Here is a 25,073-nt window from a genome sequence, read left to right as displayed (position 1 = left end):
TTCATTGGGAGACCTCAAGCTTTGGTTTCGTTACCTTTATCTTGTGGTTTCCCTTTCTTTTTTGCTACCCCTTCTCACTCACATAAGGCGTACAGTACTTTCTACTAAAGTAAATGCTGGGAAATTAGCAGATTATGCTAGGAATCAGGGCTATAAAAAAGTAGTTATTTTCTACAATCCTGATGATACTTATAGTAAGAACGTAAAAGGACAGTTTGAAAGCTTATTTAAAGCTCAGAATGAGGAAGTTATACGTAGTATAAATTTGGCTGATCCTTTATTGGATACATCTGCCGAAATTTTAAAAATTAATGAACAAGATAAAGCAGATGCAATTGTCCTTTTTCCGAATACAGAGTTAACTTCTGTGGCACTTGCAATTGCTCGCGCTCAAAGAAGTAAAAAATTGCCTCTGGTAGGAGGAAATGCTTTGTACAGCCAAGACACTTTAAGATCGGGTGGAAAAGCTTTTGAAGGTTTAGTTATATCTGTAGATTGGTTCGCAGGAGAACAGAACTCAAAAGAATTTGCGGATACAGCTAAAGAAAGATGGGGAGGACAGATTAGCTGGCGCACAGTTACAGCTTATAATGCAACTCAGGCTTTTATTGATGCTATATCTAGGTCTGACAATCCTACTCGTCAAACCATTTTAGAAAACCTCAAATCTGTTAATCTTTCATCGAACGAAACACCTGTTCTTGTCAAAGTAGTTAAAGGTAGTGACGGTCTGTTTAAATTTGAACAAGTTAAGTAACAAAGAAATTTATCGTACTCCAAAATAAGCGATCGCTCATTCTCCAGACGTGAGATTATCTAATAGTTGCTGGAATTCTACTGAGAAAGGAATTGCGATCGCACCCATTACACAATTTGCACTGACTGAGTATTAATTTCTGTTAAATTAACCAATCTTACATCATTTGTAAACAATGTTGCATTTAGAGATTTTGCCGTTGCTGCAATTATTGCGTCAGGAAGCCTGAGTTTGTATTGTTTGCAAAATGCAATTGTTAAATTTTTAATATTACTATCAATACCAATAATTGTAATTTTATTTAAAAAATCAATAATTTGTGTTTCTTCTTCTAAACTGAGACTCGGATAAGAGAGCAATTCAATCTCAGTAATCACTGAAATAAAATATTGTCCTGATGGTAGTGGATTTACCAAGCGACCACCCAAAAAATACAAGACTACATTTGTATCTAAAAAAATAAAAGGTTGTATCAACACTACTCATCCCTAATTTGCTGCTGATATTCCAAAGGGTCTTGAGTTAGTTGAATTACACCAGCATACTGGTTTAAATTAAACTCTTGTTTTTGTTGTGATTGATGAGCTTCTAATATCTTCTCAATTTGCTGCCAGTCCTGATAATCAATCAACACCGCTACCGGACACATCGCTTCATCAGTCACAATTTTTTTCTTAAAAGGTAGCATGATTTTCTACATCAGATGCAACGTTTAACTATTTGATCGTAACTCTAAAACAAAAAACTTATCAGGCCAATATTAGTCTCATCCTTAAAAGGGATAAATTGCTCGGTCATGAATTAAAACAAAAAGTACCTCTGTGCCATTGGTAAAACTGTCGCAGGTTCACAAATCAGCAACTCACCATCTGCCCTTACTTCATAGGTTTCTGGATCTACTTGAATGTGGGGTAGTGCATCATTCAGCTTCATATCCCGCTTACTCAATTGGCGTGTCCCAGAAACTGCAACTGCTGCCTTTTGTAAACCTAGCTGGCTGGGAATTTCTTTCTCTAAAGCTGCTTGGGAAACAAAAGTTAATGATGTAGCATGACGCGCACCAGCAAAACTACCAAACATCGGTCGCATATGCACTGGTTGCGGTGTGGGAATACTGGCGTTGGCATCGCCCATTTGCGACCATGCAATCATTCCGCCTTTAATCACTATCTCTGGTTTCACCCCAAAAAACGCCGATCGCCACAAACATAAATCTGCTAATTTTCCCTCTTCCACTGAACCGACATATTGAGCAATTCCGTGAGCGATCGCCGGATTAATTGTATACTTGGCAACATATCTTTTAGCCCGACAGTTATCTGCTTTTTGCTCTGTTCCTTGTGGGTTAAGAGTTCCCCGTTGCACCTTCATTTTGTGAGATGTCTGCCATGTGCGAATTATCACTTCGCCTACTCTTCCCATCGCCTGGGAATCAGAAGAAATCATGCTAAATGCACCTAAGTCGTGCAAAATGTCCTCAGCAGCAATGGTTTCTCGGCGAATGCGAGACTCGGCAAAGGCAACATCTTCGGCGATCGCAGGATCAAGATGATGGCATACCATCAACATATCCAGATGTTCGTCTAAGGTGTTGAGGGTGTAAGGGCGTGTGGGATTGGTAGAAGATGGCAGAACATTGGCTTGGCCGCAAACTTTGATGATATCTGGTGCGTGTCCGCCGCCTGCGCCTTCAGTGTGGTAGGTGTGGATGACACGATTCTTGAAAGCTGCGATCGTATCTTCCACAAATCCGGCTTCGTTCAGGGTATCAGTATGAATCGCTACTTGCACATCATATTCATCGGCAACGCTGAGACAAGTATCAATTGCTGCGGGTGTAGTTCCCCAGTCTTCATGCAGCTTTAACCCCATTGCACCGGCGGCTACTTGTTCTACAAGTCCTTGGGGTTGACTAGCATTACCTTTACCCAAAAATCCTAAGTTGACAGGAAAAGCATCAGCAGCTTGCAGCATTCGGTAAATGTTCCAAGGGCCGGGGGTGCAGGTAGTGGCGTTTGTACCCGTAGCTGGGCCAGTACCGCCGCCGATCATAGTGGTAATACCAGAAGCGATCGCAACTTCAATCTGTTGGGGGCAAATAAAATGAATATGGGCATCGATACCGCCAGCAGTGAGAATCATTCCTTCACCAGCTAAGGCTTCAGTTCCAGGGCCAATAATAATATCTACATTATTTTGAATATAAGGATTTCCGGCTTTACCAATTTTGAAAATTTTGCCATCTTTAATGCCGATATCCGCTTTGACAATACCCCACCAATCGAGGATTAAAGCATTAGTAATTACTAAATCTACAGCACCATCGGCGTTAGAAATGGGGGATTGTCCCATTCCATCTCGGATAACTTTACCGCCGCCAAATTTCCCTTCATCGCCGTAGGTAGTGAAATCTTGTTCAACTTCAATAAATAATTCTGTATCTGCAAGTCGGATGCGATCGCCTACTGTCGGCCCATAAGTTTCAGCGTAGGCACGGCGATCCATTCTGTAAGGCATAATGCTACTCCTGACGATGGTGTTGATTTGAATATTTTTGAGCAACCTTAGGAAACTAAGATATAAATTTTGTATAACTTGATATTTTTACGCTCATAGTAAATTTAGGTAAATAAATATTAATGAAATAAAACTGAAGTTAACAGTAATTAAAAATATTTGGTACATTTCCTGAAAAATCCCGTATTTTTTATCGCATGTCCTCACACTGGATGCCACCAAATTGTTAAGTTAAAATCACCTGCTAAATTAGCCGCCTACTTGAAACGGAGAGAGGGGCGTGGAATTCTTTAGAATGTAATTCAAATAATTAATCAATTAAGCTAAATATTGGGTTTGTGAAATTATGCAATTTTCAAACACAGAGGCACGCTAAGGGAAGCGCAGAGGTAGGCGGAGGTTTTTAGAGGTTTCCGTTAATTTTGGCGTTGAAGCCGTAGACTTGGCGAGTACCAACGAGGGGAACTAGAGTTATTTCTTTTTCGTCGCCGGGTTCAAAACGAACTGCGGTTCCAGCAGGGATATCGAGGCGCATTCCTCGCGCTTGTTCTCGGTCAAAATTTAAAGCGGTGTTGACTTCATAAAAGTGATAGTGGGAACCGATTTGTATGGGACGATCGCCTGTATTTGATACTTGTAATTTTACAGTTGGGCGACCAGAATTTAGTTCAATTTCACCTCGTGGTGTAATAATTTCTCCAGGAATCATAATAAATTAAAAGTTCTAAACTTAACGAATTGGATTATGTACAGTTACTAACTTTGTGCCATCAGGAAAAGTAGCTTCTACCTGTACTTCATGTACCATTTCAGGTATCCCTTCCATGACATCATCCTGCGTCAATAGAGTTGTACCATAACTCATTAATTCAGCTACAGTTTGCCCATCCCTTGCACCTTCTAAAATGGCAGCAGAAATATAAGCAACTGCTTCGGGATAATTCAGTTTCAAACCCCTTCCTTTACGTCTTTCTGCTAATAAAGCAGCAGTAAAAATTAATAGCTTATCTTTTTCCTGCGGCGTCAATTGCATTCCTATCTCCTCTGTGTTTTCTGCGCCTCTGTGGTAGCCTGCGGCTTGCCGCTACGCGTCTACGTTTTAAACCTGCCAGACTCTTGGTATACAATTACCACGATTCAAAAAAGAAACTCGCAGCAGCTGCCAAACATTAATAAACCAGTTTCTAACCTCAGATGTGGAAGAACCGCGATATCGACACAATAATCCATGTTGTAACCTGGTAACACCCGCTTTTCCTTCCCCATACCATAAATTTCGCGTTTTTTCGACGATTTCTACTGAAACTGCACCACCAACCCAAACGAGACTACCTACTATTGGTTTTCCAGCCAAGCCGTGGGGACTGTGAAAAATATCTTCGCTACCCGGTAAGTATTGCCGATCAATCCATAAAGGAATACCCTCTTGCCAAATTTCGGTGTGCGATCGCCATTCTCCAAGGTAAAATTTTTCTCCTCTAGCACTGCGACCAAATCGGGTAATTTCCCAGCCTAACCAACTGGCCCCGGTTGCTAATTCTACCCGTAAATCTTGCCGATAAATCGCGTCGTTAAATAAAATTGTCTCTTGCGGCAACCACTCCAAACAAGCACCAGCATCAACTTGCATCTGGATGGTTTGTCTAGCTTGTAAGCCATTGCTGCGATATATCTTGCTTGCAGCAGCTGTGGTGATTAAAGCTTGGGCTTGGGGTTGGAGGTGGATGTTAGAGGATAAGCGATCGCCTCCCACCATTCCCCCAGCTGTATGTAAAATTACGCTATGACAAACTTTTTCCCCTTCTGGGTAAAATGGGCGTTGTACCTTCAAAGGTGCTTGTTGGTGACTGTAAATTAATTTGGTTGTGTTGTGGCGATCGGCATAGACTAAATTAAGTTTGCCATGCCAACCTTCTGTAATTTGTGAGTTACAAGTCATTTAATTAATTGATTCGCCAAGGTGTACGTTAGTGCAATAGACCAAGTACACAAAACCACTTTCATTACAAAAACGCTGATATAATTCTTGAAAATTATTAATAAATTTGTTGTCTGCTAAAACTTCATTCGGTAAATAAGAAACACTTTTTGCCCGTCCAATAAGTCCAGTTAAATCTAACTGTTGGCTATAAGTAAAAGTGGATTCGCGGATGTTGATAAAATGAGGAGTTTTTAACAGTAGCTCTACTGACTGCATCCTTGATTCTCCTGGGTGATTGTTAAATGCTTCGTGGACTATTCGGCTATATTCTGCTGTAAAAGTATCTTCTTTATCCCGATTATTCCAAACTACAGCTAAACATCCTGACGATTTTAAAGTACGATGAAATTCTGATAACGTTGGTTCAGGATTGAACCAGTGGAAAGCTTGAAAACAAGTAACTAAATCAACTGAATTATCAGGTAGTTGGGTAAATTCTGCTGTTCCAGGGTTTTTATGTAAAAGTAGAAGTGCGTAGGCGTAGCCCGTCGTAGACATCGCTGTAGTTCAAAATAGTGATACGATAAAATTTGTTTTTATACCGCGCCTCTACGATCCATTTCAAAACCATACACATAGATATCAGCAACCTTATAGCGTTTCTCTTTTTCGCGCCATTCAATAATGCCAATTTCACTTAAAAAAGAAGCAAATTCTTCAAAGTCTGCTATATCATGTGCTGACTCTTGCCATACTGTTTGTAACTGTTCTTTAGATAAGAAAGCCAATTTACCCTTAAGATAATCAAAAAATTTAGTCAAATCAGGGTATTCCTCTTTAATTTCTTCACACCGCTTTTCTGATGCTTTTTTCAAACCAAATTCTAAGGATTTTCCTTGAAGTAGGCGATCTGTACGGAATTTGCTTGATGATTGTCCCTTATAGGTTAGTTCTTGTTCTTTTGCTCCTTTAAGTAATATACTTAAACTCCGAGGAAAAGTAGTGTTACTTGAGTCTGTTAATCGCTCATAAACCCATCGAGATACATTTTTAGCTCTATTTCCACCTCGGCGACGACTTCCCCACAGTAATTCTAAGGCTTTATCAATTGCCTCTTCTGTAGCTTGATCAATACTTTCAAAAGCGACAGGAGAAATACGGTCAACCAAATTCTTGAAATCTTCAGATTGTATTGCTTGACGAAGTGCTAATCGTAAAAAATCAATCCTAGTCCACTGTAAGATAATATCCCGTCCAGTAAAATGACTTTTATTGTCAAAACTTAAACGATTCCATATATCTTCTCTTAAGAAGATTTTGAATCTAATTTCTGTTAATCTGTTAGCATCACAAGATTGTACTAATTGAAATAATCCAGTAAGTGCTTGCTGTCTTATTCCTCCTACTTCAGGAAAATCTTCATCTAAATCATCGTAAAGAAACCACAGTTTTTGAGAATTATTTTTGGTTTCTTCATTAAGCAGAATATCTATGGCATCTTTGACTATGAGGCGAAGTTCAGAGTTAGTAGATAATTCTAACAAAACTTGAGTAGATTCAGACTGCCATCTTTCTTTAGGTAAATTGTTAATAATTTTCCTCAATTCACTATACTTTGCGCTTTTCTTTCCTTTAGGAAAGTTAAACAAATTTTCCTGATGACATCTAAATAGTAAATAAGCTCTCCAGAAAGCTTCCCATGTGCCTCTATTTTGTTGTAAAGTTTGATGGATAATTTGAAATTCATCACGAGATGGGCGACTTTCCTGAAATCTCCCATGTGCTGACAAAAATACAGTATTATCTAACCGTCCATGAGCTAATTTTTGAGCAACACTTTTGTGTTTTAGAAAAAGCCAATAAAGTGCAGTTTTTCCTGTGCCTTTTCGCCCTCTAATTAGACAGGTTGTATCGTCTAAAAATCTTTCAAAATCAGTAGTACGCTGAAATAATAAATTCAAATCTTGTTTTGGATCGGCAGCATTTACTTCAGGAAATCGCAAACTTTCAATAATATCCCACCGATGATCTATTGTATTTAAAACATTGCTACGTTTCAATTCATCAGTTTTTTCATCAATTAAGTTAGCAATTTTTGTGTAGTAATCTTGCATACCTTGTACAGGATAGCTATCAGCCAAAGCGATTGGCAAAAGATAAGGGACTACTAAAAGTTTTTCTATTGGAGTTTGAGAATTATCTAAATCTGGCTCATCTTCATCTGTTTCATAGTTTTCATTTGTTACCGTATTTAATCTGTTCAGCAATGAGTACCAAATTTGTTTTACTTTTGAAAGACCAATCTCAGTAACATCAGGAACAGGAGAAAAAACAAAATTAATAGATAAGTTTTTTAACCATTGTAGTGATTGTATTAAAAGTTCTATTCCTTGTTTATTTTGCTCGTTAGGAAAAAGAAATACAATTGCTTCGTCAGCTGCTTGAATTAGTGATAAAGCTCCCCATTGATTGATTCCAGTTCTCGAATCAATTAAGATAATATCAGGTTTTAATTGTTCGTAAATCTCACGTTTAAAAACAGACCAAAGACTTTGATCTCTATCAATAATAGTAGTTGCATGAAGATCATCAACTTTAGAGACATAATCAAGATTAAGACAACCAGCAGGAACAACAAATAATCTTCCTGTGGCGTTAGAGATTTTCACTTCACCAAATATTTCAGCAATTGAAATACTTGGTTCTACGTCTTCTGGTAAGTAGGAACGCTCATAAAAATAGTCAACTATTCCATACTTTGGTTGAGGTTTGAGATTGAATGCTGTACTCAAGCCAGGTGCTTCTAAATCTAAATCCACAGCTACGACTTTAAGACCACGCATTGCCAAAATTGAAGCAACATGGGTTAATGCAGTAGTTCTACCTACTCCTCCTTTAAAGGAATAAAAGGTTACGGTTCTGGGTAAACTGGGTTCACGCTGCGGAAGTTGAGGTTGATTTTGCGGATTTGCTGCTTGAATTGCTAAATCTTGCCAAGTTTGTACTGAAGCTGTATTAAAAGCCTGCGGTGCTGAAAGATTTAGTGAATCTGCTTCTTGAAGCGTATATAAAGAAATAAACCCAGGAGATAAATGAGGAACTTGTGATTTAAGTAAATTTAAACTTTCTTCTTTCCTCTGAGGAATAGATAAATTAATAAAGCGATCGCTTACAATAGTCAAATTCAATAAACCTGATGTAGAAATATTTAAATCAACCCATTCTTGTGAATTATGCACATATTGGTTTGCAATTTCTTTCTTTAGCAAAACTTGCCAATTTTCTTGCATTTGACCACCTCTTTAAAGTTGAGTAGCTTGCTTTTGTAACCACCCCTTGATATTCTGATAAGCTTTTAACCAGCGTTTGTAACTTTCATCATCAGGCTCAAGGCCACAATAACGCATATCTATAAAATTTTGGCTATTTGGATTTTCCACTTCATTAAGCCATTTTCGCACTTCAGGAAAATTAGCAATTCTAGATTTAAGTCGATTGTGCCGATTTAATGCTTCTATATAACTATGTCCCGGATTAGTAATAGTATGCCCAGGATTAGTAGAATCTGTCTTCCATTCCTGAGTTGCACCCTTTGCTAAGGTAGCAAAAATCATTGCTTTTAATAAACACTCAATGGTTACACCTCCAAAGTGCATAGCGGCTACTCTTCTTTCCGATTCTTTTCTACATAATATTTCAGTATCAAGGTGACGCTGCATAAAAGCGGCTTGGTAATCTTCCATTTCGTTATTTTCTCGTTAGAAACACCTGAATCTTGACAAAAAAAAACAGCCGCCTCTACAAGGAAAGCGGCTGTTTTACAACTTATGTAACTACAAAGTATTAGTAATCGAAGTCACCGCCACCAGCGCCAGCGCCAGCAGGAGCACTATCTTTAGGCTCAGGCTTGTCAACTATGATACATTCGGTTGTCAACACCATACCAGCAATAGAAGCAGCGTTTTGCAGAGCAGAACGAGTCACCTTAGCAGGGTCAACAATACCAGCGGCTAACAAATCGACAAATTCGTTTGTTGCAGCGTTGTAGCCAACACTAAATTCTTTCTCTTTCACGCGTTCAGCGATTACAGCACCATTCTGACCGGCGTTTTCAGCAATCCGCTTCAGAGGTGCGGGTAAGGCGCGAACCACAATCAAAGCACCAATCAACTCTTCATCCTTAAGATTTTCCTTCGCCCAAGTTTCCAAATCAGGAGCGAGGTGAGCCAGAGTTGTACCACCGCCAGGAACGATACCTTCTTCCACAGCAGCTTTGGTGGCGTTGATAGCGTCTTCTAGGCGCAGTTTTTTGTCTTTCATTTCGGTTTCGGTGGCTGCACCCACTTTCACTACAGCGACACCACCAGAGAGTTTAGCAAGACGCTCTTGTAGTTTCTCTTTGTCGTAGGAAGATTCGGTTTCGTCGATTTGACGACGAATCTGTTCGACACGAGCCTTAACAGCAGCTTCGTTACCTTCGGCAACAATTGTGGTGCTGTCCTTGGTAATGGTGATCCGGCGAGCTTTACCCAGGCTATCCAGCTTGGTGTTATCTAGCTTCAAACCAGCATCTTCAGTAACTAATTGACCACCAGTTAAAACGGCGATATCTTCTAGTAGTGCTTTGCGGCGATCGCCAAAGCCAGGAGCCTTAACAGCAGCGACGTTGAGTACACCGCGCAAACGGTTTACTACCAAGGTTGCTAAAGCTTCTTTTTCAATATCTTCGGCGATAATCACCAAAGGACGACCAGCACGAGCTACTTGCTCTAACACTGGTACAAGGTCTTGTACCAAAGCGATTTTCTTATCGGTCAGTAGTAGGAAAGGTTCATCAAAAACCGCTTCCATCCGTTCAGCGTCGGTGGCGAAATAGGGAGAGATGTACCCTTTGTCAAAGCGCATCCCTTCAGTGATTTCCAACTCGGTGAACATAGATTTCCCTTCTTCTAGGGAAATTACGCCTTCCTTACCCACTTTGTCCATTGCTTGAGCAATCATCTGACCGACTTCTTCGTCATTACCAGCCGAGATCGCACCAACTTGGGCAATGGCTTTGGAATCTTCCACTGGACGGGCGTGTTCAGCAATTTTTTCTACGAGGAAGCTGGTAGCTTTGTCTATACCACGCTTCAGCGAAATCGCATTAGCACCAGCTGCAACGTTCCGCAAGCCTTCTTTGACGATCGCATGAGCTAAAACGGTGGCAGTTGTGGTGCCATCGCCCGCAGCATCGTTGGTCTTAGAAGCAGCTTGACGAATCAAAGCTACGCCAGTGTTTTCAATGTGGTCTTCTAATTCGATTTCTTTGGCGATCGTTACACCGTCATTGACAATTTGCGGTGCGCCAAATTTCTTTTCTAGGACTACGTTACGACCTTTGGGGCCAAGGGTAACAGCTACAGCCTCAGCCAGAATGTCAATGCCTCGCTCTAGGGCGCGACGGGCGTTTTCGTTATAGATAATGCGCTTTGCCATAGGTGTCTAAATCCAGGGATTAGGTCAATTTTTTCTTGAATTGGGTATTAGGGATTGGGGATTGGGGAACTTGGGGTTCCCTCTAGGGATAAGGGGTAATGGGGATTGGGGATTGTTCCCATACGCCATAACCCATACCTGATAACCCATAGCCCTCATAACCCATTAGATAACAACTGCTAAAATATCTTTTTCAGAAAGCAGTACATATTCTTCGGTGCCGAGCTTGATGTCGGTGCCAGCGTACTTCGAGTACAGCACCTTATCACCAACTTTAATTTCCAATTCCTGACGGCTACCGTCATCGTTACGCTTGCCAGGACCAAGGGCGACTACTTCCCCTACCTGGGGCTTTTCCTTGGCGGTATCGGGCAAATACAAACCACCTGCGGTCTTTTCCTCAGAGGCGTTCACTTTTACGAAAACGCGATCGCTCAAAGGTTTAACTGTAGAAACGCTTAAAGATAAAGCAGCCATATTATTTCCTCCATAGTTTAGCACTCTCAACTCCTGAGTGCTAATCTACCGAAAAGTGGCGTCCAATGGCAAGAATTCCTTGAGTACGGGTTCCCGAACTAGAAGAGAATCAGGGTATTTAAGTATAAATGCTTAATTATTTCTAGTTTTTAGGTTCCGTTTCGTAAGTTACGAATATTTTTATCTGGTCAACTTTATTTGCAAAGCTTGGAAATTGTTATAGAACTGTAATCAGGGAGCTACTCAATGAGTAACAATACAGTGATCCAGTCTAGCCATCAAATCCCCAAAACCACTAAGTCTGTCGAACATCAAGCCCTGAGTAATTGTGTAGAAACTTTAGGACTTGCAAAAATTCAGCGACACATTTTTATTTGCGCTGACCAGACAATTGCTAACTGCTGCTCAAAACGAGCTAGTCTGGAATCTTGGGAATACTTCAAAAAGCGACTTAAAGAGTTAAAACTTGATGAGCCGCAACAAAGTTATCCCATTTGCGTCTGTCTCTAGAACTAAAGCCAACTGCTTGCGCGTTTGTTGTTCTGAACTCATAATGGTGGTTTACCCTGATGGGGCCTGGTATCGCCAAGCAAACCCGGAAGTTACCCTGCGGCTCATCCGAGAACACTTAATAGGCAATAAGGTGGTAGAAGAATATGCATTTTCAACCCATCCTTTGCCAGAAACTTCCCTAGTTTCTTGTGAACACGTTATAGAGGCTTAACAACCGAAGGATATGTTATAGCAGTAAGCTTTAAGAAAGTGCGGGTTGGTTTTGAGGTAGGGTCATCTTTAAGCCAATACTTACTTGTGAATCAGAAAGATTATTATTTAATCAGTGTTTTTTACCCCGCCCCTTTCAAAGCGATATATAATAGCGCATTATAGATACTACTGCTATACGTATCCTTGCTGGACTTTTGCTATCGAGCTACTAGTCTATTGAAAGTGCTCGGCATTTTTGAGACTTCGAGACAGCAAAGGCAAGTTAAGTAGGAAAAAGGACAACATCTCGAATAACCCACCATAGAGGATAAATATTCAAGACTTTGATGGACCGAAGCGCGACAAGTGCCACTGCTATGAAAGAGCCCAGCATGAAAGATCACAAACGACTTCTATTGATTGATGATGACCCTAACCTCATCTTGCTGGTGAAGGATTACTTGGAATTCCGGGGATACGAAGTCATCACCGCCGAAAATGGACGTGAAGCTCTGGAAATTTTAGAGCAAGATGTTCCAGACATGATTATCTGCGACGTGATGATGCCGGAAATGGACGGATATACTTTTGTGGAACAAGTCCGGCAAAACGAACGCACCAGCTGGATTCCGGTTCTTTTCCTTTCAGCTAAGGGACAAAGTGCAGACCGAGTTAAGGGTTTAAATAAAGGTGCTGATGTTTATATGGTCAAACCCTTTGAACCAGAAGAACTCGTAGCACAAGTTGAATCCTCGCTGAAACAAACTATCCGTTGGAAAGAACACCAAGCAAAAGGAGGCGAAAACAGTTCCCGCATCCAGGTTCCCTTCGATGTGCAGTTAACCCCAACCGAACTGAAAGTAGTCCAGTTTGTCGCTAGGGGTTTAGCTAACCGGGAAATAGCTGAAGAACTTAATGTTAGTCAGCGTACAGTTGAAAGCCATGTGTCCAATATGTTGGGCAAAACCAATTTACACAACCGCACTGAACTAGCGCGGTGGGCGATTGAAAATCAAATGGCATAGCCAATTTTAGATTTTAGATTTTGGATTTTGGATTATCAATCTAAAATCCAAAATCCGAAATCAAAAATTTATTACCACCCATCTTCTTCAGGGCTGGATTGGTGCAAAACTTATAAACCCAACTCATCCAGGTAAGTTAAGGCGCTTTCAATCTGGGAAACAGTACTTCGCAGTTGTAGATGGAAGCAACTATGTTGTGGCACGTTTGTGCTTACCTAAGCATCAGCAATGATTATTATGACCCTATAGTGAGAAACCAGTCGTGAAATGGCTGGTTTCTCATGCAAGTCTTTAGGAATACGAATCTGGATACAAGTTTGGGTGCGTCTATTATCTAAAATATCTATATTAGATTTTACTTGTTTATTTGGAATTGCCATTCTAGTTTCCTACTCGACCTCTGGGATGACGAGTTTTACTTTGCACAATTCTTTTAACACTAGCGTCACTTATCCTGCACAGGCAAGCAAGAAAGTATTTGCTTTTGCAAACCATTAATCTAGATATAGTAAATCTAAAAAATTGCTCATAATTCGGTAATTATGAAGTTAATTGTTATTCTATAGTGCTTTTCGAGCAGATTTAATATAGCCAATCTGTAGGGTTACAACAATTGTTGTAACCCTAATTTATGTGTATAAAATTCAATACTTAACTGACAAATGCTAAGTACAGCAGATTGCAGGTTTATGAGGTACAGTAACAACAGTTTGTAAACCAGCTTTTCAAATGCTTGGGATTGACTAAATTGAGTGCGATCGCAATTAAAATATCAAGCATTTTTGCATTGGGACGGACTTTTATTTTTCTGCTCACAGGTAAGGAACCCCAGGATAAAGAAATTTATGACCCTTTGACTAACGAGTTGCACTGGTGAAAATATGCGCTCAGTATTTCTCCCCTTTTGGGAGATTTAATCGACCATTTGATAGCTCCTATTGCAAATCATCGTCCTCAAAATACGCAAGTAATTTTGCAGAAATTGAACGAAATTGAAAAAGCGTTACAAATGCCTAAAATACTATGCCAACAAACGACAATTCAATCAAACAATGGGTCTAAATCTGCTGCGTCATCTAGTTCTGTAGTTACTGTATCAGTCGGTGGAATTAAATCAGTCAATGCACCTTTTAGCCAGACTCGGAAAAGACAAAAACTTTGGCAAGTTTTCATCGGCTTAGGAGTCGGATGTTTTGCCGTTTTTATTGCTGATCTTAACCTACCAAACAATAAAAACCTAGTTTCTGTTTCTCCTGAAGAAAATGTCCCAGTACCTATTCATAGACCAGTTACCAAAGTTTATGAAACTCCACCAAATGCTCAACCTCAACCCACAATAAGTTCTCTAAATTTGCCTACATCTGACAAATTAGGAACCGAACAAGCTCAAATAGAAGAGATAGAAAAAGAAAAACTTCAGGCTGCTTTAAAAGCAGAGCAAGAGAAACAAGCGGCTATTAAAAAAGAAGCTGCTGCTACAGCAGAAAGGGAACAGCTAGAGGCTGTGATCAGAGAAAACGAACATCAAGATGCTTTAGTTGCACAAAAAAGGCAACAAGCCGATAAAGACCGACAGACAAAAATTAAACTTGAAAAGGCTAAACAGGTTTATTTGCAAATTAAGCAGCAACCAAAAACAACTGTAGTAACCTCAATTACACGGAAATTAACACCTAAACAAGAAGTTCCAAAAAAACAACTCACAAATGCAATAGATATAAAAGATGATACGGCTAATATCCCTAATCCTTGGGAATCTACATATCCCATCCCTAAAACTTATGATGAATTAAAACAAGTAATAAGAGAGGAAAATCAATGAGAAATTTTACAGTGAAAAGCTTAATAACTTTGCTCGTTACTAGCTCGGCTTTGTTGTTAACATCAATGAGAAGTGATGCACAGGTTAATATGAAGATACTTAGCCAAGTTGCTGAAAGCTGGCAGAAAGATACATTTTCACCTGATTATTACAAAAAATAAATTTTTCAGGCATCGAATCAAATGGATATAAAGTTTCATTTTGCATTGATTATAGATATCACTACTTATTAATTTTATCTAAGTTTCCTTGGTTAGCCTCTTCAGGAGAATTAGTTGATGGATATCCTGCTTCTGTAGCTGCTGCAAGCCTAGCATTTTATAATGGATATAATAGTGTGGATGAGAGTAATATTCCTGATATAAAGTTATTAGATTGTCTTGCTAGTCAAGATGCATCTAGTAAAGAATGTGATGAAACAATGTTAAAATCTATCGCTAGAGATAGCGCAATATCTTCTTGTCAAGATGTAGATTCTAGGCATTTTAATGGGGATTGCTATTTGGTGTACGTGTGTCATTTATGTGTTATTTTTTACAATAAAATTATCTCAAGGAAAATGATATTAAATGCTTTGATAAAATGGTTTTTAGCCCTGGACAATAAACAAAGAAGGGAGATAATCTCTGTGTTAAGAGATGAAAATGAAAGTAAAAACTTAAGTGGACAAATTTTTGAAGAAGCATTTGCAGCCGCAGTAAAGTATGAAGAAGTAAAGCAACGTGTTGATGAGCAGCAACAAGAGCGGCGTAGACAAGAGTTACTTGGACAGTAGGTAAAATTTACAATAGTTAGATCAACAGCTACAAAGAAATATAGCTGCTGCCAGTGGAATTCTAGCAGGTCTGGTGTTAAATAAAAATGTAATTAGCAAGATTTTAAGAAGTGAGATTATGCGCGAATCAGTCATTTATCAACAAATCCTAGAAGAAGGCGAAGCCAAAGGCAAAGCAGAAACAACAAGAAAGTTGGCTTTAAATTTGTTGCGAATTGGAATGAGTTTAGAGCAAATTGCTCAAGTTACTGAATTATCTATTGACCAAATTCAAGTTTTACAAGAGGAGATTCAAAAATCTTAATTTTAATTAATCGTTTAAGAAAATACACGGCTATACAAGCAAAACCCGTGAATGCGGGTTTTAAAGTTTTTATTAGTCCGCGCAGACGGACTTGATTTGGGTAAACACGATTTATAATCAATCGCCTGGGTTTAAAACTAAAACTCAGCACTTTGTGGTGTACGCGGAAAAGGAATCACATCACGAATATTTCCCATACCAGTCATAAATTGCACAAGTCGTTCAAAACCTAGTCCAAAACCCGCATGGGGAACAGTACCATAACGACGCAAATCAAGATACCACCACAAATCTTCTGGCTTTAACCCTTGCGCTAAGACACGACGCTCTAATACTTCTAGGCGTTCTTCGCGCTGGGAACCGCCGACAATTTCGCCAATTTTGGGTGCGAGAATATCCATTGCGCGGACGGTTTTTTCATCGTCATTTAAACGCATATAAAAAGCTTTGATTTGCGCTGGATAATCTGTAACGATCGCAGGCTTTTTAAATAATTGTTCAGCTAGGTAACGTTCGTGTTCTGATTGTAAATCTAAACCCCAACTTACAGGATATTCAAATTTTACATCAGCTTTTTCTAAAAGTTTGATGGCTTCTGTATAAGTTAAGCGTTCAAACTGATTATTAATAATATTTTCGGCTGTTGATAACACAGATTTATCAATGCGTTCATTAAAAAATTCCATGTCTTCTGGGCAAGTTTCCAACACATATTTAAAAATGTGTTTGAGAAACGCCTCGGCTAAATCCATATCGCCTTCTAGGTCACAAAAAGCCATTTCTGGCTCAACCATCCAAAATTCTGCTAGGTGGCGGGAGGTGTTGGAATTTTCTGCACGGAAGGTAGGGCCAAATGTGTAAACGTTGGAAAACGCCATCGCCATCACTTCCGCTTCCAACTGACCGCTAACTGTTAAATATGTGGGTTTAGCAAAAAAGTCTTGACTGTAATCTACTGCTTGATTTTCTGTGCGCGGAATATTCTTTAAATCTAAACTGGTAACGTTAAATAGTTCACCCGCACCTTCGCAATCGCTAACAGTGATAATGGGTGTATGTATCCACAAAAAGCCTCTCTCGTGGAAGAATTGGTGAATTGCTGTCGAACAAGCATTTCTGACGCGAAAAACAGCACCAAAAGAATTGGTACGCGATCGCAAATGTCCAATGGTTCGCAGAAACTCAAAGGAATGGCGTTTCTTTTGCAGGGGATATGTATCGGGATCAGCTTCGCCGTAAACTTTCACGGACTCGGCTTTCAACTCAATCCGCTGTCCTTTACCAAGAGAAGCCACTAGTGCCCCTGTCACCTCAACAGCAGCACCTGTATTCAATTTTTTCAAGATAGCTTCGTAATCTGGCAAATCCTGATTAATGACGACTTGCAAATTAGCTAGTGATGAGCCGTCATTGACTTCAATAAAAGCAAACCCTTTGGACTCGCGTTTCGTCCGCACCCAGCCTTGAATTTGGAGAGACTCATCAGGTTCACCACTTCGCAATATTTCTGCAATCCGTCGATTTACCATATTTATCCAGCATAAGACTTTAATATCCAGCCTATGATAACGCCCATTCCACCAAAGCGGACGACTTGCCAGAAAGGTTTTTTGAGGCTACGCCAAGAAAATAACTGGCTTTCTAAGTTTAGTTCTAACATTTCCAACTGCTGTTGAATTTGCTTTAACTCTGCTTTGATTTTTGGTGTCTGAGATTTATTGTGCTTCAGTTGATCGCGGTACTGTTGCCATTGTGCCTGTTGTTGGCGATCGCTTTGCACTTGATCATAACGCTCTTTTAAGGATAGGAGCGATCGCTCTACTTCCTCCAATTCTTGTTCAAAATCTGGTTCTGGAGTTTCCCCTGATGGCTGTGATTGTTTAGACGGCTTCATTTACAAGTAGTACAGTAGAAGTAAATGCAAATGTGCCAATAGATTATGTCCCAATCTACCCAGCTGCCTCAAACTAGTCAACTGAATGAACTTAGTACTCTGGAACTAGCTCAAGCCTTGATGGAAAGACTGAGCATCTCCCCTAACGATTGGCATCGCCTCAAGTCTAACCGTAATTCCCGCGCTAATGAACAAGTGGCAGCAGCTGTTGTGTTTCTTTTAAAAAATCAGCCACAAGAAGCTCAAGCCAGATTAGAACAAGCAGTTGGTTGGTTAGATCGCTCTATTTCTGCGCCTCCCTGTCCAACTCACGGAAAAACTTAAAAATTAGGAGTCAGGAGTTAAAAGTTTCAAATTTTTAACTCTTAACTCCTAACTCTTAAATAAGCTACCGTCGCAGAGATAAACGGGGACGATTTTCCATTTGTTTACAAAGCCTCAATTCTGTGCCTTTGCGGTTCCACTCTACCTGATCAAAAATTTGATGCAGAAGACATAAACCACGACCACTTTCTGATTCATCTGGTGGTAAATAGTCTGTTGGCTCCTCATCACTAGTAGATGAAGGAGTAAAGCCGCTACCCTGGTCTGATATTATCCACCAATATTGATTATCTATTAAGGAAAAACGGACTACAACTGTTTTACTTGGATCAAGATTATTGCCATGTTTAGCTGCGTTCACTAAGGCTTCTTGAAGTCCTAGCCGCAGTTCTGCTTGTAATTTTGCTGGGATTTCTGCCAATAGTAAGTCTAATATTGGACAAAGGTAGAGGGTTGAGGCAAAACTAATAGTGCCCCAATAACGTCCAACTGGACGGAGTGAAATAGTAATCACAAGAGAAACCCCATAGCTTTCAGTTAGCTAGACATCAGTTTGCTATTACAGGCACCCTGATAAAACTTGAGGTGGTCATGCTGCCTTCAAACTTGCGTCTTTAAAACTAAATTTTGAAAATGCTAGGGAGCATTAGCTCTATAGTATGAGTTTGGATTGCTTAGATATAAAACGGCTGGAATAGTTTTGATAATGAATTCAGCAACTTCAAAAGATGCTAGTAATTTGACAGAGTATTGGCATACTCTAATTAATTGGCGATTTCTGATTTACACAATCCAATTCATATTTTTAAGAGGCTATGCAACTTGAATTTATTTAAACAAAATGAATTTCTATTTTTAGCTTAATTCAATTTTAGCATCTTTAGTATGCGCTAGACTAAAAATTTCAAATTTCAGTTTTTGTAAAGGAATTACTATCCTTGTACAAATTTGATAGCGCAAGAAAGGCAGCAGCTTCAACATGAGCCGTTTGAGGAAAAAAATCAGCAGGTTGTACCCGTGTGATAATATATTGCCCATCTTGACAAAGTAATTTCAGGTCGCGGGCGAGGGTGGCTACTTTACAGCTGACGTAAACGATCCGAGATGGTTTCAGTTGCCGTAAAGTGTCGATGACAGCCCGATCGCACCCCTTACGTGGCGGATCGAGTATTATTACTTCTGGTATTGTGCCCATTTTTGGCAGCAATTTCTCTACCGCCCCGACTTGGAATGTCACATTATCAATTCTGTTACGCTGGGCATTCAAAATAGCTTGTTCCACTGCTGCTGGTTGCATTTCTAATCCTGTAGCAATCCGGACTTTTTTGGCGAGGGGTAAAGTTAAAGTCCCAATACCACAGTAGGCATCAACTAGCAACTCATGCCCTTGAAGATTGAGTTCTGATTGAATTACCTGCAATAGTGCCTCTGCTGTTTCTGTATAAACTTGGAAAAATGTATCTGGGCGCACTTTAAATTCCAATCCAGCAAAATTTTCACGCAGGTGTGGGACTCCAGCGATGCAACGGGTTTCTGATCCAAAGATAGCATTTGTGCGATCAGAGTTGCGATTGAGCGACACTCCCACTAACTGGGGATAGCGCTTTAACCATTCCTGGGCTTGGGTTTCAATTCCTGATAAATTCCAGTTCTTCACTACCAAAGTCAGCAACATTTCTCCTGTGTGTCGGCCAATGCGTAAACCGAGATGGCGAATTTGTCCAAGGTGGCGCTGTTCGTCATAAATTTGCCAACCCCGTTGTTGGATATCCTGCTTAACTTCGGCAAGTAAGGGATTTAAGCGCGAGTCTTGGACTGGACATTGATTTAAATTAATTAATTGGTGACTACCTTTTTGGTAGTAACCAGCTTGTACCTGTCCTGTTGCCGATGTGCTCAGAGGATATGTAGATTTATTACGGTAGTTTAAAGCAGAAGGGGCGGCAAGTACCGGATCTACCGGTGGTTGAACAAAACCGCCAATGCGTTCCAAAGCTTGAATAACTTGATTTTGCTTGGCTACTAACTGGTAATCATAATTAATATGCTGCCACTGGCAACCACCGCACTTATCCGCCACAATACAACTAGGTCGAATCCGGTGGGGAGATGGCTCTAATAGCTGCTGAAACTTCCCGTGGGCGAATTTGGGTTTAACATGAACCAAGCGGACAATGGCGCGATCGCCTGGTACAGTATCTGGGACAAAGACAACACGCTCATCAGCGCGTCCTACACCATCGCCTGTATCACTCAGGTTAGCGATCGTCACTTCAATTAATTCACCCTGTTGCCAAATCATTTTAGTTATTAGTTATTAGTTATTGAGCATGGGGGAGCCACTTACTTCAAGCAAGTGGCGTCATGGGGCATTGGTAAGAAGCATAGGGGCAGGGTGCTGCTCTTCCAAGGGGGAATGATATAAAATACCTCTTTCCCCCCTGTGCTCCCTCTTCCCTGTTCCCCTGCTTCGTCACCTCCCTCATCTCCCCAAACAGATAAATTCAATATATAAGTAGCTCCTATCCCTTCACTTGTGTACCTCCGACTCGTTAAACTAACAGATAATATTTCAGGTGATTTCAACAATCATGACTGTAATTAGCCAAGTTATTCTCAAAGCCGACGACGAACTGCGCTATCCCAGCAGTGGCGAACTTAAAAATATCAAAGACTTTTTGCAAACCGGCGTACAACGGACGCGGATTGCGGCTACCTTAGCCGAAAACGAAAAAAAGATAGTTCAGGAAGCAACCAAACAACTTTGGCAGAAGCGTCCTGATTTTATCTCCCCCGGAGGTAATGCTTACGGAGAACGCCAGCGCTCTCTATGTATCCGTGATTTTGGTTGGTACTTACGTCTAATTACTTATGGTGTGCTTGCAGGCGACAAAGAGCCAATTGAAAAAATCGGTTTGATTGGCGTGCGGGAAATGTACAATTCATTGGGCGTTCCCGTGCCTGGAATGGTAGAAGCGATCAATTCTCTCAAAACAGCCTCTCTTAGCTTGCTGAGTGCGGAAGACACTGCCCAAGCAGCACCCTACTTTGATTACATCATTCAAGCGATGTCTTAATACAAAGTGTGTGCTGGTTCTAGGAGTATACTTCTGGTCTACTAAAGTGAGTGCAAAATATTAGCACTCGATAGGCATAAGATCCCCAATTTGATCATACCCTCCCCACATTTGGTAGTGGCTCTGGCAAAATATTTGTCAAGTTACCAACCAGTTGTGGGGAAATTTTATTAAGAAAGAATTAGGAGTCAGAATAAAGCCATGAATTCTGACCGAAAAAGCGGGTACCGCTGCGGTAGCAAGTCCCTTGGCGGATGAATAAATGGGGTTTGAGACCCCCACTAAATCATAGATCTGGTGGTCAACTTTCTTAGTGGTGGGTCTGAATCTCCCACTGATAGTGACACGAAAAAGCGAGTCCCTTAGCATTTTGATTACTGACCACAGCTTTCGGAGTCTCCAGCTTTGCTCTTGTATTCAGAATAGGTGAATTCTTGTTCAATAGGTATATTTATGGGGCATTTCTCAAAGGATGAAGGATATACGGACATAAAAAACCGACAGTCTTTGATTAAGGCTGTCGGCAATTAAGTGTGTTCCCTATTAATGACTCGGCTAGAGTTCAGTTGTCATTAATTATGCCTACTTCACAAGTGCAGGGAGACGATCCTAATCATAGATCCGTGTGATTTTCGTCACTTCATTGTTACAGCTAAACTGCATATAGGCGAGTAATCGCTGAGTTACAGTAAATCTATGCAAGTTTGGAGCTAAGAATATATACGCTGGTAGATGCTTTTTCAGACTAAGAGCATACTACACCTATTAGACACTCAGGGGTTAAAACACGAGATAGAGGAAGTGACATCCTCCATACAGGGATATAAGGCGAGATAGTTAACAAACCTATGCCCCGTTTACCAAAGTACTGTAGCAGAAAGAGCTATCTGCAAAGATAAATTTCTCATCGCCGCCGTTACCGCCCTTCCCTGTGCCAGCGATCGCGTCTTCACCGTTCTCTATATTCAGACTGCCACTGTTAGCGATGCCAGTCCCATTTCCACCCTGATTCAAGTCGCCGATGCTGGCAGCACCCGTGCCCTTAATGGTGTCCTTTCCTGAAAGCGTATAAATCATTAGAACTTATCCCATTAATAATATTTGTGCTACAAAGCTTAAGCTTATTGACAACTAAAAACTAAAAATCAAGTTTTTAAGCGCATTTTACGAAAAGGACTAGGGATTTTTAGAATAGTAGGATAGGTTCTAGGGACTTCCAATCAAAAAAAGACCCAAATTGTAGGGGTATGGCATCCACAGACTTTCGGTAAAACAGATATTTGATCGGTGCTGTACTCTTACTTGTTCGATAAATTATTCTTTGGAAGTCCCTAAATAGATTTACCTATTCAACCGATCTGTAGCATCTAGCGATGAACAATCCTATATCTGCATTTAGAGGTCAAGTAAATCGATAGAATAATGCTCTGTACAATTGGTGCATTATTTCCATGACTGCCACATCTCCTGCTCCCTTTTCCCCCCAAGAAATCGCTGCTGAAGGTATAAAACCAGAAGAATACGCAGAAATTGTCCGTCGCTTAGGGCGTCATCCCAACAAAGCTGAACTGGGAATGTTTGGCGTAATGTGGTCAGAGCATTGCTGTTACAAAAATTCTCGACCTTTACTCAAACAGTTTCCTACCGAAGGGTCCCGCATCCTTGTAGGGCCTGGTGAAAATGCTGGGGTTGTAGATTTGGGTGACGGACTACAACTAGCCTTTAAGATTGAATCCCACAATCACCCTTCAGCTGTCGAACCCTTTCAGGGAGCGGCAACGGGAGTGGGAGGCATTCTCCGAGATATTTTTACAATGGGTGCGCGTCCCATTGCGATATTGAACTCGCTGCGCTTTGGTTCCCTCGAAGATGCCAAAACCCAAAGGTTATTTACTGGTGTAGTTGCAGGAATTGCCCATTATGGCAACTGTGTGGGAGTGCCCACCGTTGGTGGCGAAGTTTACTTTGATTCTGCTTATTCTGGTAATCCTCTGGTGAACGTTATGGCGCTGGGGTTGATGGAAACGCTAGAAATTGTCAAATCTGGGGCATCTGGCTTAGGTAACCCTGTGTTGTATGTCGGTTCCACCACAGGACGCGATGGTATAGGAGGCGCAAGTTTTGCCAGTGCAGAATTGAGCGAACAGTCAATGGATGACCGTCCTGCTGTGCAAGTGGGCGACCCCTTTTTGGAAAAGTCGTTAATTGAAGCTTGTCTGGAGGCGTTTAAGACAGGTGCAGTTGTCGCCGCCCAGGATATGGGAGCAGCCGGGATCACCTGTTCTACCTCAGAGATGGCGGCGAAAGGCGGTGTGGGAATTGAACTAGATTTAGATAAGATTCCCGCAAGAGAAACGGGGATGGTTCCCTATGAATATTTGCTTTCGGAATCTCAAGAACGAATGCTGTTCGTTGCCCATAAAGGGCATGAGCAAGAATTAATCGACATTTTCCACCGTTGGGGACTTCATGCTGTTGTTGCCGGTACAGTAATTGCTGAACCCATCGTGCGGATTCTCTTCCAGGGTGAAGTAGCAGCAGAAATTCCCGCTGAAGCTTTGGCGGAAAATACCCCACTTTATCACCGGGATTTGTTGACAGAACCTCCAGAATATGCACGTCAAGCTTGGGAATGGACTCCTGATTCCTTACCTCCCTGCACAACTGCTGGAATAGAACTCCAAGGACGCCTGCAAACTTGGAATGATATTCTCTTAACTTTGCTCGATACACCCACGATCGCCTCTAAAAACTGGGTATATCGTCAGTATGATCATCAAGTACAAAATAATACAGTGATACTACCAGGTGGTGCAGATGCAGCTGTAGTGCGCTTACGCCCACTTGAACAAGTCCCTAATCTAAAATCCCAAATCCCAAATCTAAAATTAGGAGTGGCAGCAACAGTAGATTGCAATCCTCGTTATGTTTATCTTGATCCTTACGAGGGAGCTAAGGCAGTGGTGGCAGAAGCCGCACGCAATCTTAGCTGTGTGGGTGCAGAACCTCTGGCGGTAACGGATAACCTGAATTTTGGTTCTCCAGAAAAACCGATTGGTTACTGGCAATTGGCAGAAGCTTGTCGCGGTTTGGCAGAAGCTTGTCGAGAATTGGCAACACCCGTCACAGGCGGAAATGTCTCTTTGTACAATGAAACCCTCGATTCCCAAGGTATTCCACAACCCATTTATCCCACTCCGGTTGTGGGTATGGTAGGCTTGATTCCCGATATAACCAAAATTTGTGGTCAAGGTTGGCAAGCATCTGGCGATGTAATTTATCTTCTCGGATTACCTCTGGCATCCCAAATCAGTTTGGGAGCATCTGAGTATTTAGCCACTATCCACAGTACTGTTGCCGGAAAGCCGCCACGGGTAGATTTTGACTTGGAACGCCGCGTCCAGAAAGTTTGTCGTGAAGGAATTCGTAATGGTTGGGTTCGTTCAGCCCATGATTGTTCTGAGGGAGGGGTGGTGATCGCAATAGCCGAATGTTGTATTGCTGGTAACCTTGGTGCCGAAATCAATTTAGAAATAGCACCAGCGCCCTTAAACCGTCTGGATGAGGTGTTGTTTGCCGAAGGTGGTACCAGGATTTTAGTTTCTGTAGCATCAGAACAACAAGAAATTTGGAAATCATACTTACAGGAACATCTGGGTCAAGAATGGCAAAAACTGGGTACGGTTCGTAATTATGAGACGGGTTTGGGGGTTTTCACTACTGATAACCAAGCCTTAATCAAAGTTAGGATCGAAGATATGAGTGATCGCTATTCCCATGCGCTCGCCAGACGTCTCGCCATCCACACTACTACCCACAGTTAAAGATGTTAGGAGTTGAAAGTAAGCAGTTAGGAATAAAAAGCATAACTCCTCATTCCTCACTTTTAACTCTTTTATTAGCATCCCTGAGCATAATTACGGTACTGTTTTAATGGATGGTTAAAGATTTGTTAAGACTTCGCTACCATCTATATAATCCCAGTGACTTGACTACC

General features: G+C 41.0%; 28 protein-coding genes. 11 read left to right on the top strand and 17 right to left on the bottom strand.

Annotation, left to right across the window (positions count from 1 at the left end):
- Positions 1-757 (top strand): ABC transporter substrate-binding protein (locus tag V7K21_RS02590; protein WP_335171253.1); only part of this gene is annotated, 757 nt, incomplete at its 5' end.
- A gap of 107 nt (positions 758-864) precedes the next feature.
- Here V7K21_RS02590 and V7K21_RS02585 read toward each other — a convergent pair.
- From V7K21_RS02585 to groES, 11 genes are all read right to left on the bottom strand, one after another.
- Positions 865-1,236, bottom strand: a complete 372-nt coding sequence (locus V7K21_RS02585) for a type II toxin-antitoxin system VapC family toxin (RefSeq protein ID WP_335171252.1) — start codon at positions 1,234-1,236, stop codon at positions 865-867.
- On the bottom strand, positions 1,236-1,445 hold the full coding sequence (locus V7K21_RS02580) for a hypothetical protein (protein WP_335171251.1): 210 nt from the start codon (positions 1,443-1,445) through the stop codon (positions 1,236-1,238). The genes V7K21_RS02585 and V7K21_RS02580 overlap by 1 nt, the downstream gene beginning before the upstream one ends.
- Positions 1,446-1,558: 113 nt before the next feature.
- Positions 1,559-3,274, bottom strand: a complete 1,716-nt coding sequence (gene ureC, locus V7K21_RS02575; RefSeq protein ID WP_335171250.1) for an urease subunit alpha — start codon at positions 3,272-3,274, stop codon at positions 1,559-1,561.
- Positions 3,275-3,677: 403 nt separating this feature from the next.
- Entirely contained in the window at positions 3,678-3,983 is a 306-nt protein-coding gene (locus tag V7K21_RS02570) for an urease subunit beta (protein WP_335171249.1), read from the bottom strand.
- 21 nt (positions 3,984-4,004) lie between these two features.
- Positions 4,005-4,307, bottom strand: a complete 303-nt coding sequence (ureA, locus tag V7K21_RS02565) for an urease subunit gamma (RefSeq protein WP_335171248.1) — start codon at positions 4,305-4,307, stop codon at positions 4,005-4,007.
- 66 nt (positions 4,308-4,373) lie between these two features.
- Positions 4,374-5,213, bottom strand: coding sequence for an urease accessory protein UreD (locus tag V7K21_RS02560; protein WP_335171247.1), 840 nt, complete (start codon positions 5,211-5,213; stop codon positions 4,374-4,376).
- Positions 5,214-5,753 carry a class I SAM-dependent methyltransferase gene (locus V7K21_RS02555; protein ID WP_335171245.1) on the bottom strand — a complete coding sequence of 180 codons (540 nt, stop codon included), beginning with the start codon at positions 5,751-5,753 and terminating at the stop codon, positions 5,214-5,216. It abuts the gene before it with no gap.
- A 38-nt stretch (positions 5,754-5,791) separates the two neighbouring features.
- On the bottom strand, positions 5,792-8,485 hold the full coding sequence (locus V7K21_RS02550; RefSeq protein ID WP_335171244.1) for a MinD/ParA family ATP-binding protein: 2,694 nt from the start codon (positions 8,483-8,485) through the stop codon (positions 5,792-5,794).
- 12 nt (positions 8,486-8,497) lie between these two features.
- Complete coding sequence (locus V7K21_RS02545) at positions 8,498-8,938, bottom strand: hypothetical protein (protein WP_335171243.1); 441 nt, start codon at positions 8,936-8,938, stop codon at positions 8,498-8,500.
- 100 nt (positions 8,939-9,038) lie between these two features.
- Positions 9,039-10,673: a chaperonin GroEL gene (gene groL / locus V7K21_RS02540; RefSeq protein ID WP_335171242.1), complete on the bottom strand. Its 1,635-nt coding sequence runs from the start codon at positions 10,671-10,673 to the stop codon at positions 9,039-9,041.
- Between the two features lie 165 nt (positions 10,674-10,838).
- Positions 10,839-11,150: a co-chaperone GroES gene (gene groES, locus V7K21_RS02535; protein ID WP_069071443.1), complete on the bottom strand. Its 312-nt coding sequence runs from the start codon at positions 11,148-11,150 to the stop codon at positions 10,839-10,841.
- 246 nt (positions 11,151-11,396) lie between these two features.
- On the opposite strand from groES, the gene V7K21_RS02530 reads away from it, so the two are divergent.
- From V7K21_RS02530 to V7K21_RS02520, 3 genes are all read left to right on the top strand, one after another.
- Complete coding sequence (locus V7K21_RS02530; protein ID WP_335171241.1) at positions 11,397-11,660, top strand: hypothetical protein; 264 nt, start codon at positions 11,397-11,399, stop codon at positions 11,658-11,660.
- Between the two features lie 43 nt (positions 11,661-11,703).
- Positions 11,704-11,874 (top strand): hypothetical protein, encoded by a 171-nt coding sequence (locus V7K21_RS02525; RefSeq protein WP_335171240.1) that lies wholly within the window; start codon positions 11,704-11,706, stop codon positions 11,872-11,874.
- Positions 11,875-12,202: 328 nt separating this feature from the next.
- Positions 12,203-12,880 carry a response regulator transcription factor gene (locus V7K21_RS02520; RefSeq protein WP_273767301.1) on the top strand — a complete coding sequence of 226 codons (678 nt, stop codon included), beginning with the start codon at positions 12,203-12,205 and terminating at the stop codon, positions 12,878-12,880.
- Positions 12,881-13,095: 215 nt separating this feature from the next.
- Here V7K21_RS02520 and V7K21_RS02515 read toward each other — a convergent pair whose 3' ends face one another.
- Complete coding sequence (locus tag V7K21_RS02515) at positions 13,096-13,260, bottom strand: hypothetical protein (RefSeq protein ID WP_335171239.1); 165 nt, start codon at positions 13,258-13,260, stop codon at positions 13,096-13,098.
- A 359-nt stretch (positions 13,261-13,619) separates the two neighbouring features.
- On the opposite strand from V7K21_RS02515, the gene V7K21_RS02510 reads away from it, so the two are divergent.
- The 4 genes from V7K21_RS02510 to V7K21_RS02495 all read left to right on the top strand — a co-directional run bounded on the left by V7K21_RS02510 (position 13,620) and on the right by V7K21_RS02495 (position 15,781).
- A complete protein-coding gene (locus V7K21_RS02510) occupies positions 13,620-13,757 on the top strand; it encodes a hypothetical protein (RefSeq protein WP_335171238.1) in 138 nt (45 codons plus the stop codon).
- A 27-nt stretch (positions 13,758-13,784) separates the two neighbouring features.
- Complete coding sequence (locus V7K21_RS02505) at positions 13,785-14,702, top strand: hypothetical protein (protein ID WP_335171236.1); 918 nt, start codon at positions 13,785-13,787, stop codon at positions 14,700-14,702.
- A 337-nt stretch (positions 14,703-15,039) separates the two neighbouring features.
- On the top strand, positions 15,040-15,477 hold the full coding sequence (locus tag V7K21_RS02500) for a hypothetical protein (protein ID WP_335171235.1): 438 nt from the start codon (positions 15,040-15,042) through the stop codon (positions 15,475-15,477).
- A 118-nt stretch (positions 15,478-15,595) separates the two neighbouring features.
- Entirely contained in the window at positions 15,596-15,781 is a 186-nt protein-coding gene (locus V7K21_RS02495) for a hypothetical protein (protein WP_335171233.1), read from the top strand.
- A gap of 137 nt (positions 15,782-15,918) precedes the next feature.
- Here V7K21_RS02495 and asnS read toward each other — a convergent pair whose 3' ends face one another.
- Both asnS and V7K21_RS02485 read right to left on the bottom strand, forming a co-directional pair.
- Positions 15,919-17,310, bottom strand: a complete 1,392-nt coding sequence (asnS, locus tag V7K21_RS02490) for an asparagine--tRNA ligase (RefSeq protein WP_335171232.1) — start codon at positions 17,308-17,310, stop codon at positions 15,919-15,921.
- 2 nt (positions 17,311-17,312) lie between these two features.
- Entirely contained in the window at positions 17,313-17,675 is a 363-nt protein-coding gene (locus V7K21_RS02485) for a hypothetical protein (protein ID WP_335171231.1), read from the bottom strand.
- A 45-nt stretch (positions 17,676-17,720) separates the two neighbouring features.
- Between V7K21_RS02485 and V7K21_RS02480 the strand changes: the two genes are divergently transcribed.
- On the top strand, positions 17,721-17,999 hold the full coding sequence (locus tag V7K21_RS02480; RefSeq protein ID WP_335171230.1) for a DUF6439 family protein: 279 nt from the start codon (positions 17,721-17,723) through the stop codon (positions 17,997-17,999).
- 64 nt (positions 18,000-18,063) lie between these two features.
- On the opposite strand, the gene V7K21_RS02475 is transcribed toward V7K21_RS02480, so the two are convergent.
- Positions 18,064-18,513 carry an ATP-binding protein gene (locus V7K21_RS02475; RefSeq protein ID WP_298911492.1) on the bottom strand — a complete coding sequence of 150 codons (450 nt, stop codon included), beginning with the start codon at positions 18,511-18,513 and terminating at the stop codon, positions 18,064-18,066.
- Between the two features lie 390 nt (positions 18,514-18,903).
- Positions 18,904-20,310, bottom strand: a complete 1,407-nt coding sequence (gene rlmD / locus V7K21_RS02470) for a 23S rRNA (uracil(1939)-C(5))-methyltransferase RlmD (protein ID WP_335171255.1) — start codon at positions 20,308-20,310, stop codon at positions 18,904-18,906.
- A 280-nt stretch (positions 20,311-20,590) separates the two neighbouring features.
- Here rlmD and V7K21_RS02465 point away from each other — a divergent pair, with 280 nt between their 5' ends.
- Positions 20,591-21,076: an allophycocyanin subunit alpha-B gene (locus V7K21_RS02465; protein ID WP_273767312.1), complete on the top strand. Its 486-nt coding sequence runs from the start codon at positions 20,591-20,593 to the stop codon at positions 21,074-21,076.
- An 846-nt stretch (positions 21,077-21,922) separates the two neighbouring features.
- On the opposite strand, the gene V7K21_RS02460 is transcribed toward V7K21_RS02465, so the two are convergent.
- Complete coding sequence (locus V7K21_RS02460; protein WP_335171229.1) at positions 21,923-22,153, bottom strand: hypothetical protein; 231 nt, start codon at positions 22,151-22,153, stop codon at positions 21,923-21,925.
- A 374-nt stretch (positions 22,154-22,527) separates the two neighbouring features.
- On the opposite strand from V7K21_RS02460, the gene purL reads away from it, so the two are divergent.
- Positions 22,528-24,900, top strand: coding sequence for a phosphoribosylformylglycinamidine synthase subunit PurL (gene purL / locus V7K21_RS02455; protein WP_335171228.1), 2,373 nt, complete (start codon positions 22,528-22,530; stop codon positions 24,898-24,900).
- Positions 24,901-25,073 lie beyond the last annotated feature (173 nt).

It is taken from the genome of Nostoc sp. (assembly GCF_036919595.1).
Taxonomy (GTDB): domain Bacteria; phylum Cyanobacteriota; class Cyanobacteriia; order Cyanobacteriales; family Nostocaceae; genus Nostoc.
Note: the sequence above shows the minus strand (reverse complement) of the source record. Positions and strands in the feature narration are given on the sequence as shown.

Coding starts and splice junctions, on each gene's coding strand:
- V7K21_RS02580 (WP_335171251.1), bottom strand. CDS start 1,445: ATGCTACCTTTTAAGAAAAAAATTGTGACTGATGAAGCGATGTGTCCG.
- ureC (WP_335171250.1), bottom strand. CDS start 3,274: ATGCCTTACAGAATGGATCGCCGTGCCTACGCTGAAACTTATGGGCCG.
- V7K21_RS02570 (WP_335171249.1), bottom strand. CDS start 3,983: ATGATTCCTGGAGAAATTATTACACCACGAGGTGAAATTGAACTAAAT.
- ureA (WP_335171248.1), bottom strand. CDS start 4,307: ATGCAATTGACGCCGCAGGAAAAAGATAAGCTATTAATTTTTACTGCT.
- V7K21_RS02560 (WP_335171247.1), bottom strand. CDS start 5,213: ATGACTTGTAACTCACAAATTACAGAAGGTTGGCATGGCAAACTTAAT.
- V7K21_RS02555 (WP_335171245.1), bottom strand. CDS start 5,753: ATGTCTACGACGGGCTACGCCTACGCACTTCTACTTTTACATAAAAAC.
- V7K21_RS02550 (WP_335171244.1), bottom strand. CDS start 8,485: ATGCAAGAAAATTGGCAAGTTTTGCTAAAGAAAGAAATTGCAAACCAA.
- V7K21_RS02545 (WP_335171243.1), bottom strand. CDS start 8,938: ATGGAAGATTACCAAGCCGCTTTTATGCAGCGTCACCTTGATACTGAA.
- groL (WP_335171242.1), bottom strand. CDS start 10,673: ATGGCAAAGCGCATTATCTATAACGAAAACGCCCGTCGCGCCCTAGAG.
- groES (WP_069071443.1), bottom strand. CDS start 11,150: ATGGCTGCTTTATCTTTAAGCGTTTCTACAGTTAAACCTTTGAGCGAT.
- V7K21_RS02530 (WP_335171241.1), top strand. CDS start 11,397: ATGAGTAACAATACAGTGATCCAGTCTAGCCATCAAATCCCCAAAACC.
- V7K21_RS02525 (WP_335171240.1), top strand. CDS start 11,704: ATGGTGGTTTACCCTGATGGGGCCTGGTATCGCCAAGCAAACCCGGAA.
- V7K21_RS02520 (WP_273767301.1), top strand. CDS start 12,203: ATGGACCGAAGCGCGACAAGTGCCACTGCTATGAAAGAGCCCAGCATG.
- V7K21_RS02515 (WP_335171239.1), bottom strand. CDS start 13,260: ATGGCAATTCCAAATAAACAAGTAAAATCTAATATAGATATTTTAGAT.
- V7K21_RS02495 (WP_335171233.1), top strand. CDS start 15,596: ATGCGCGAATCAGTCATTTATCAACAAATCCTAGAAGAAGGCGAAGCC.
- asnS (WP_335171232.1), bottom strand. CDS start 17,310: ATGGTAAATCGACGGATTGCAGAAATATTGCGAAGTGGTGAACCTGAT.
- V7K21_RS02485 (WP_335171231.1), bottom strand. CDS start 17,675: ATGAAGCCGTCTAAACAATCACAGCCATCAGGGGAAACTCCAGAACCA.
- V7K21_RS02480 (WP_335171230.1), top strand. CDS start 17,721: ATGTCCCAATCTACCCAGCTGCCTCAAACTAGTCAACTGAATGAACTT.
- V7K21_RS02465 (WP_273767312.1), top strand. CDS start 20,591: ATGACTGTAATTAGCCAAGTTATTCTCAAAGCCGACGACGAACTGCGC.
- V7K21_RS02460 (WP_335171229.1), bottom strand. CDS start 22,153: ATGATTTATACGCTTTCAGGAAAGGACACCATTAAGGGCACGGGTGCT.
- purL (WP_335171228.1), top strand. CDS start 22,528: ATGACTGCCACATCTCCTGCTCCCTTTTCCCCCCAAGAAATCGCTGCT.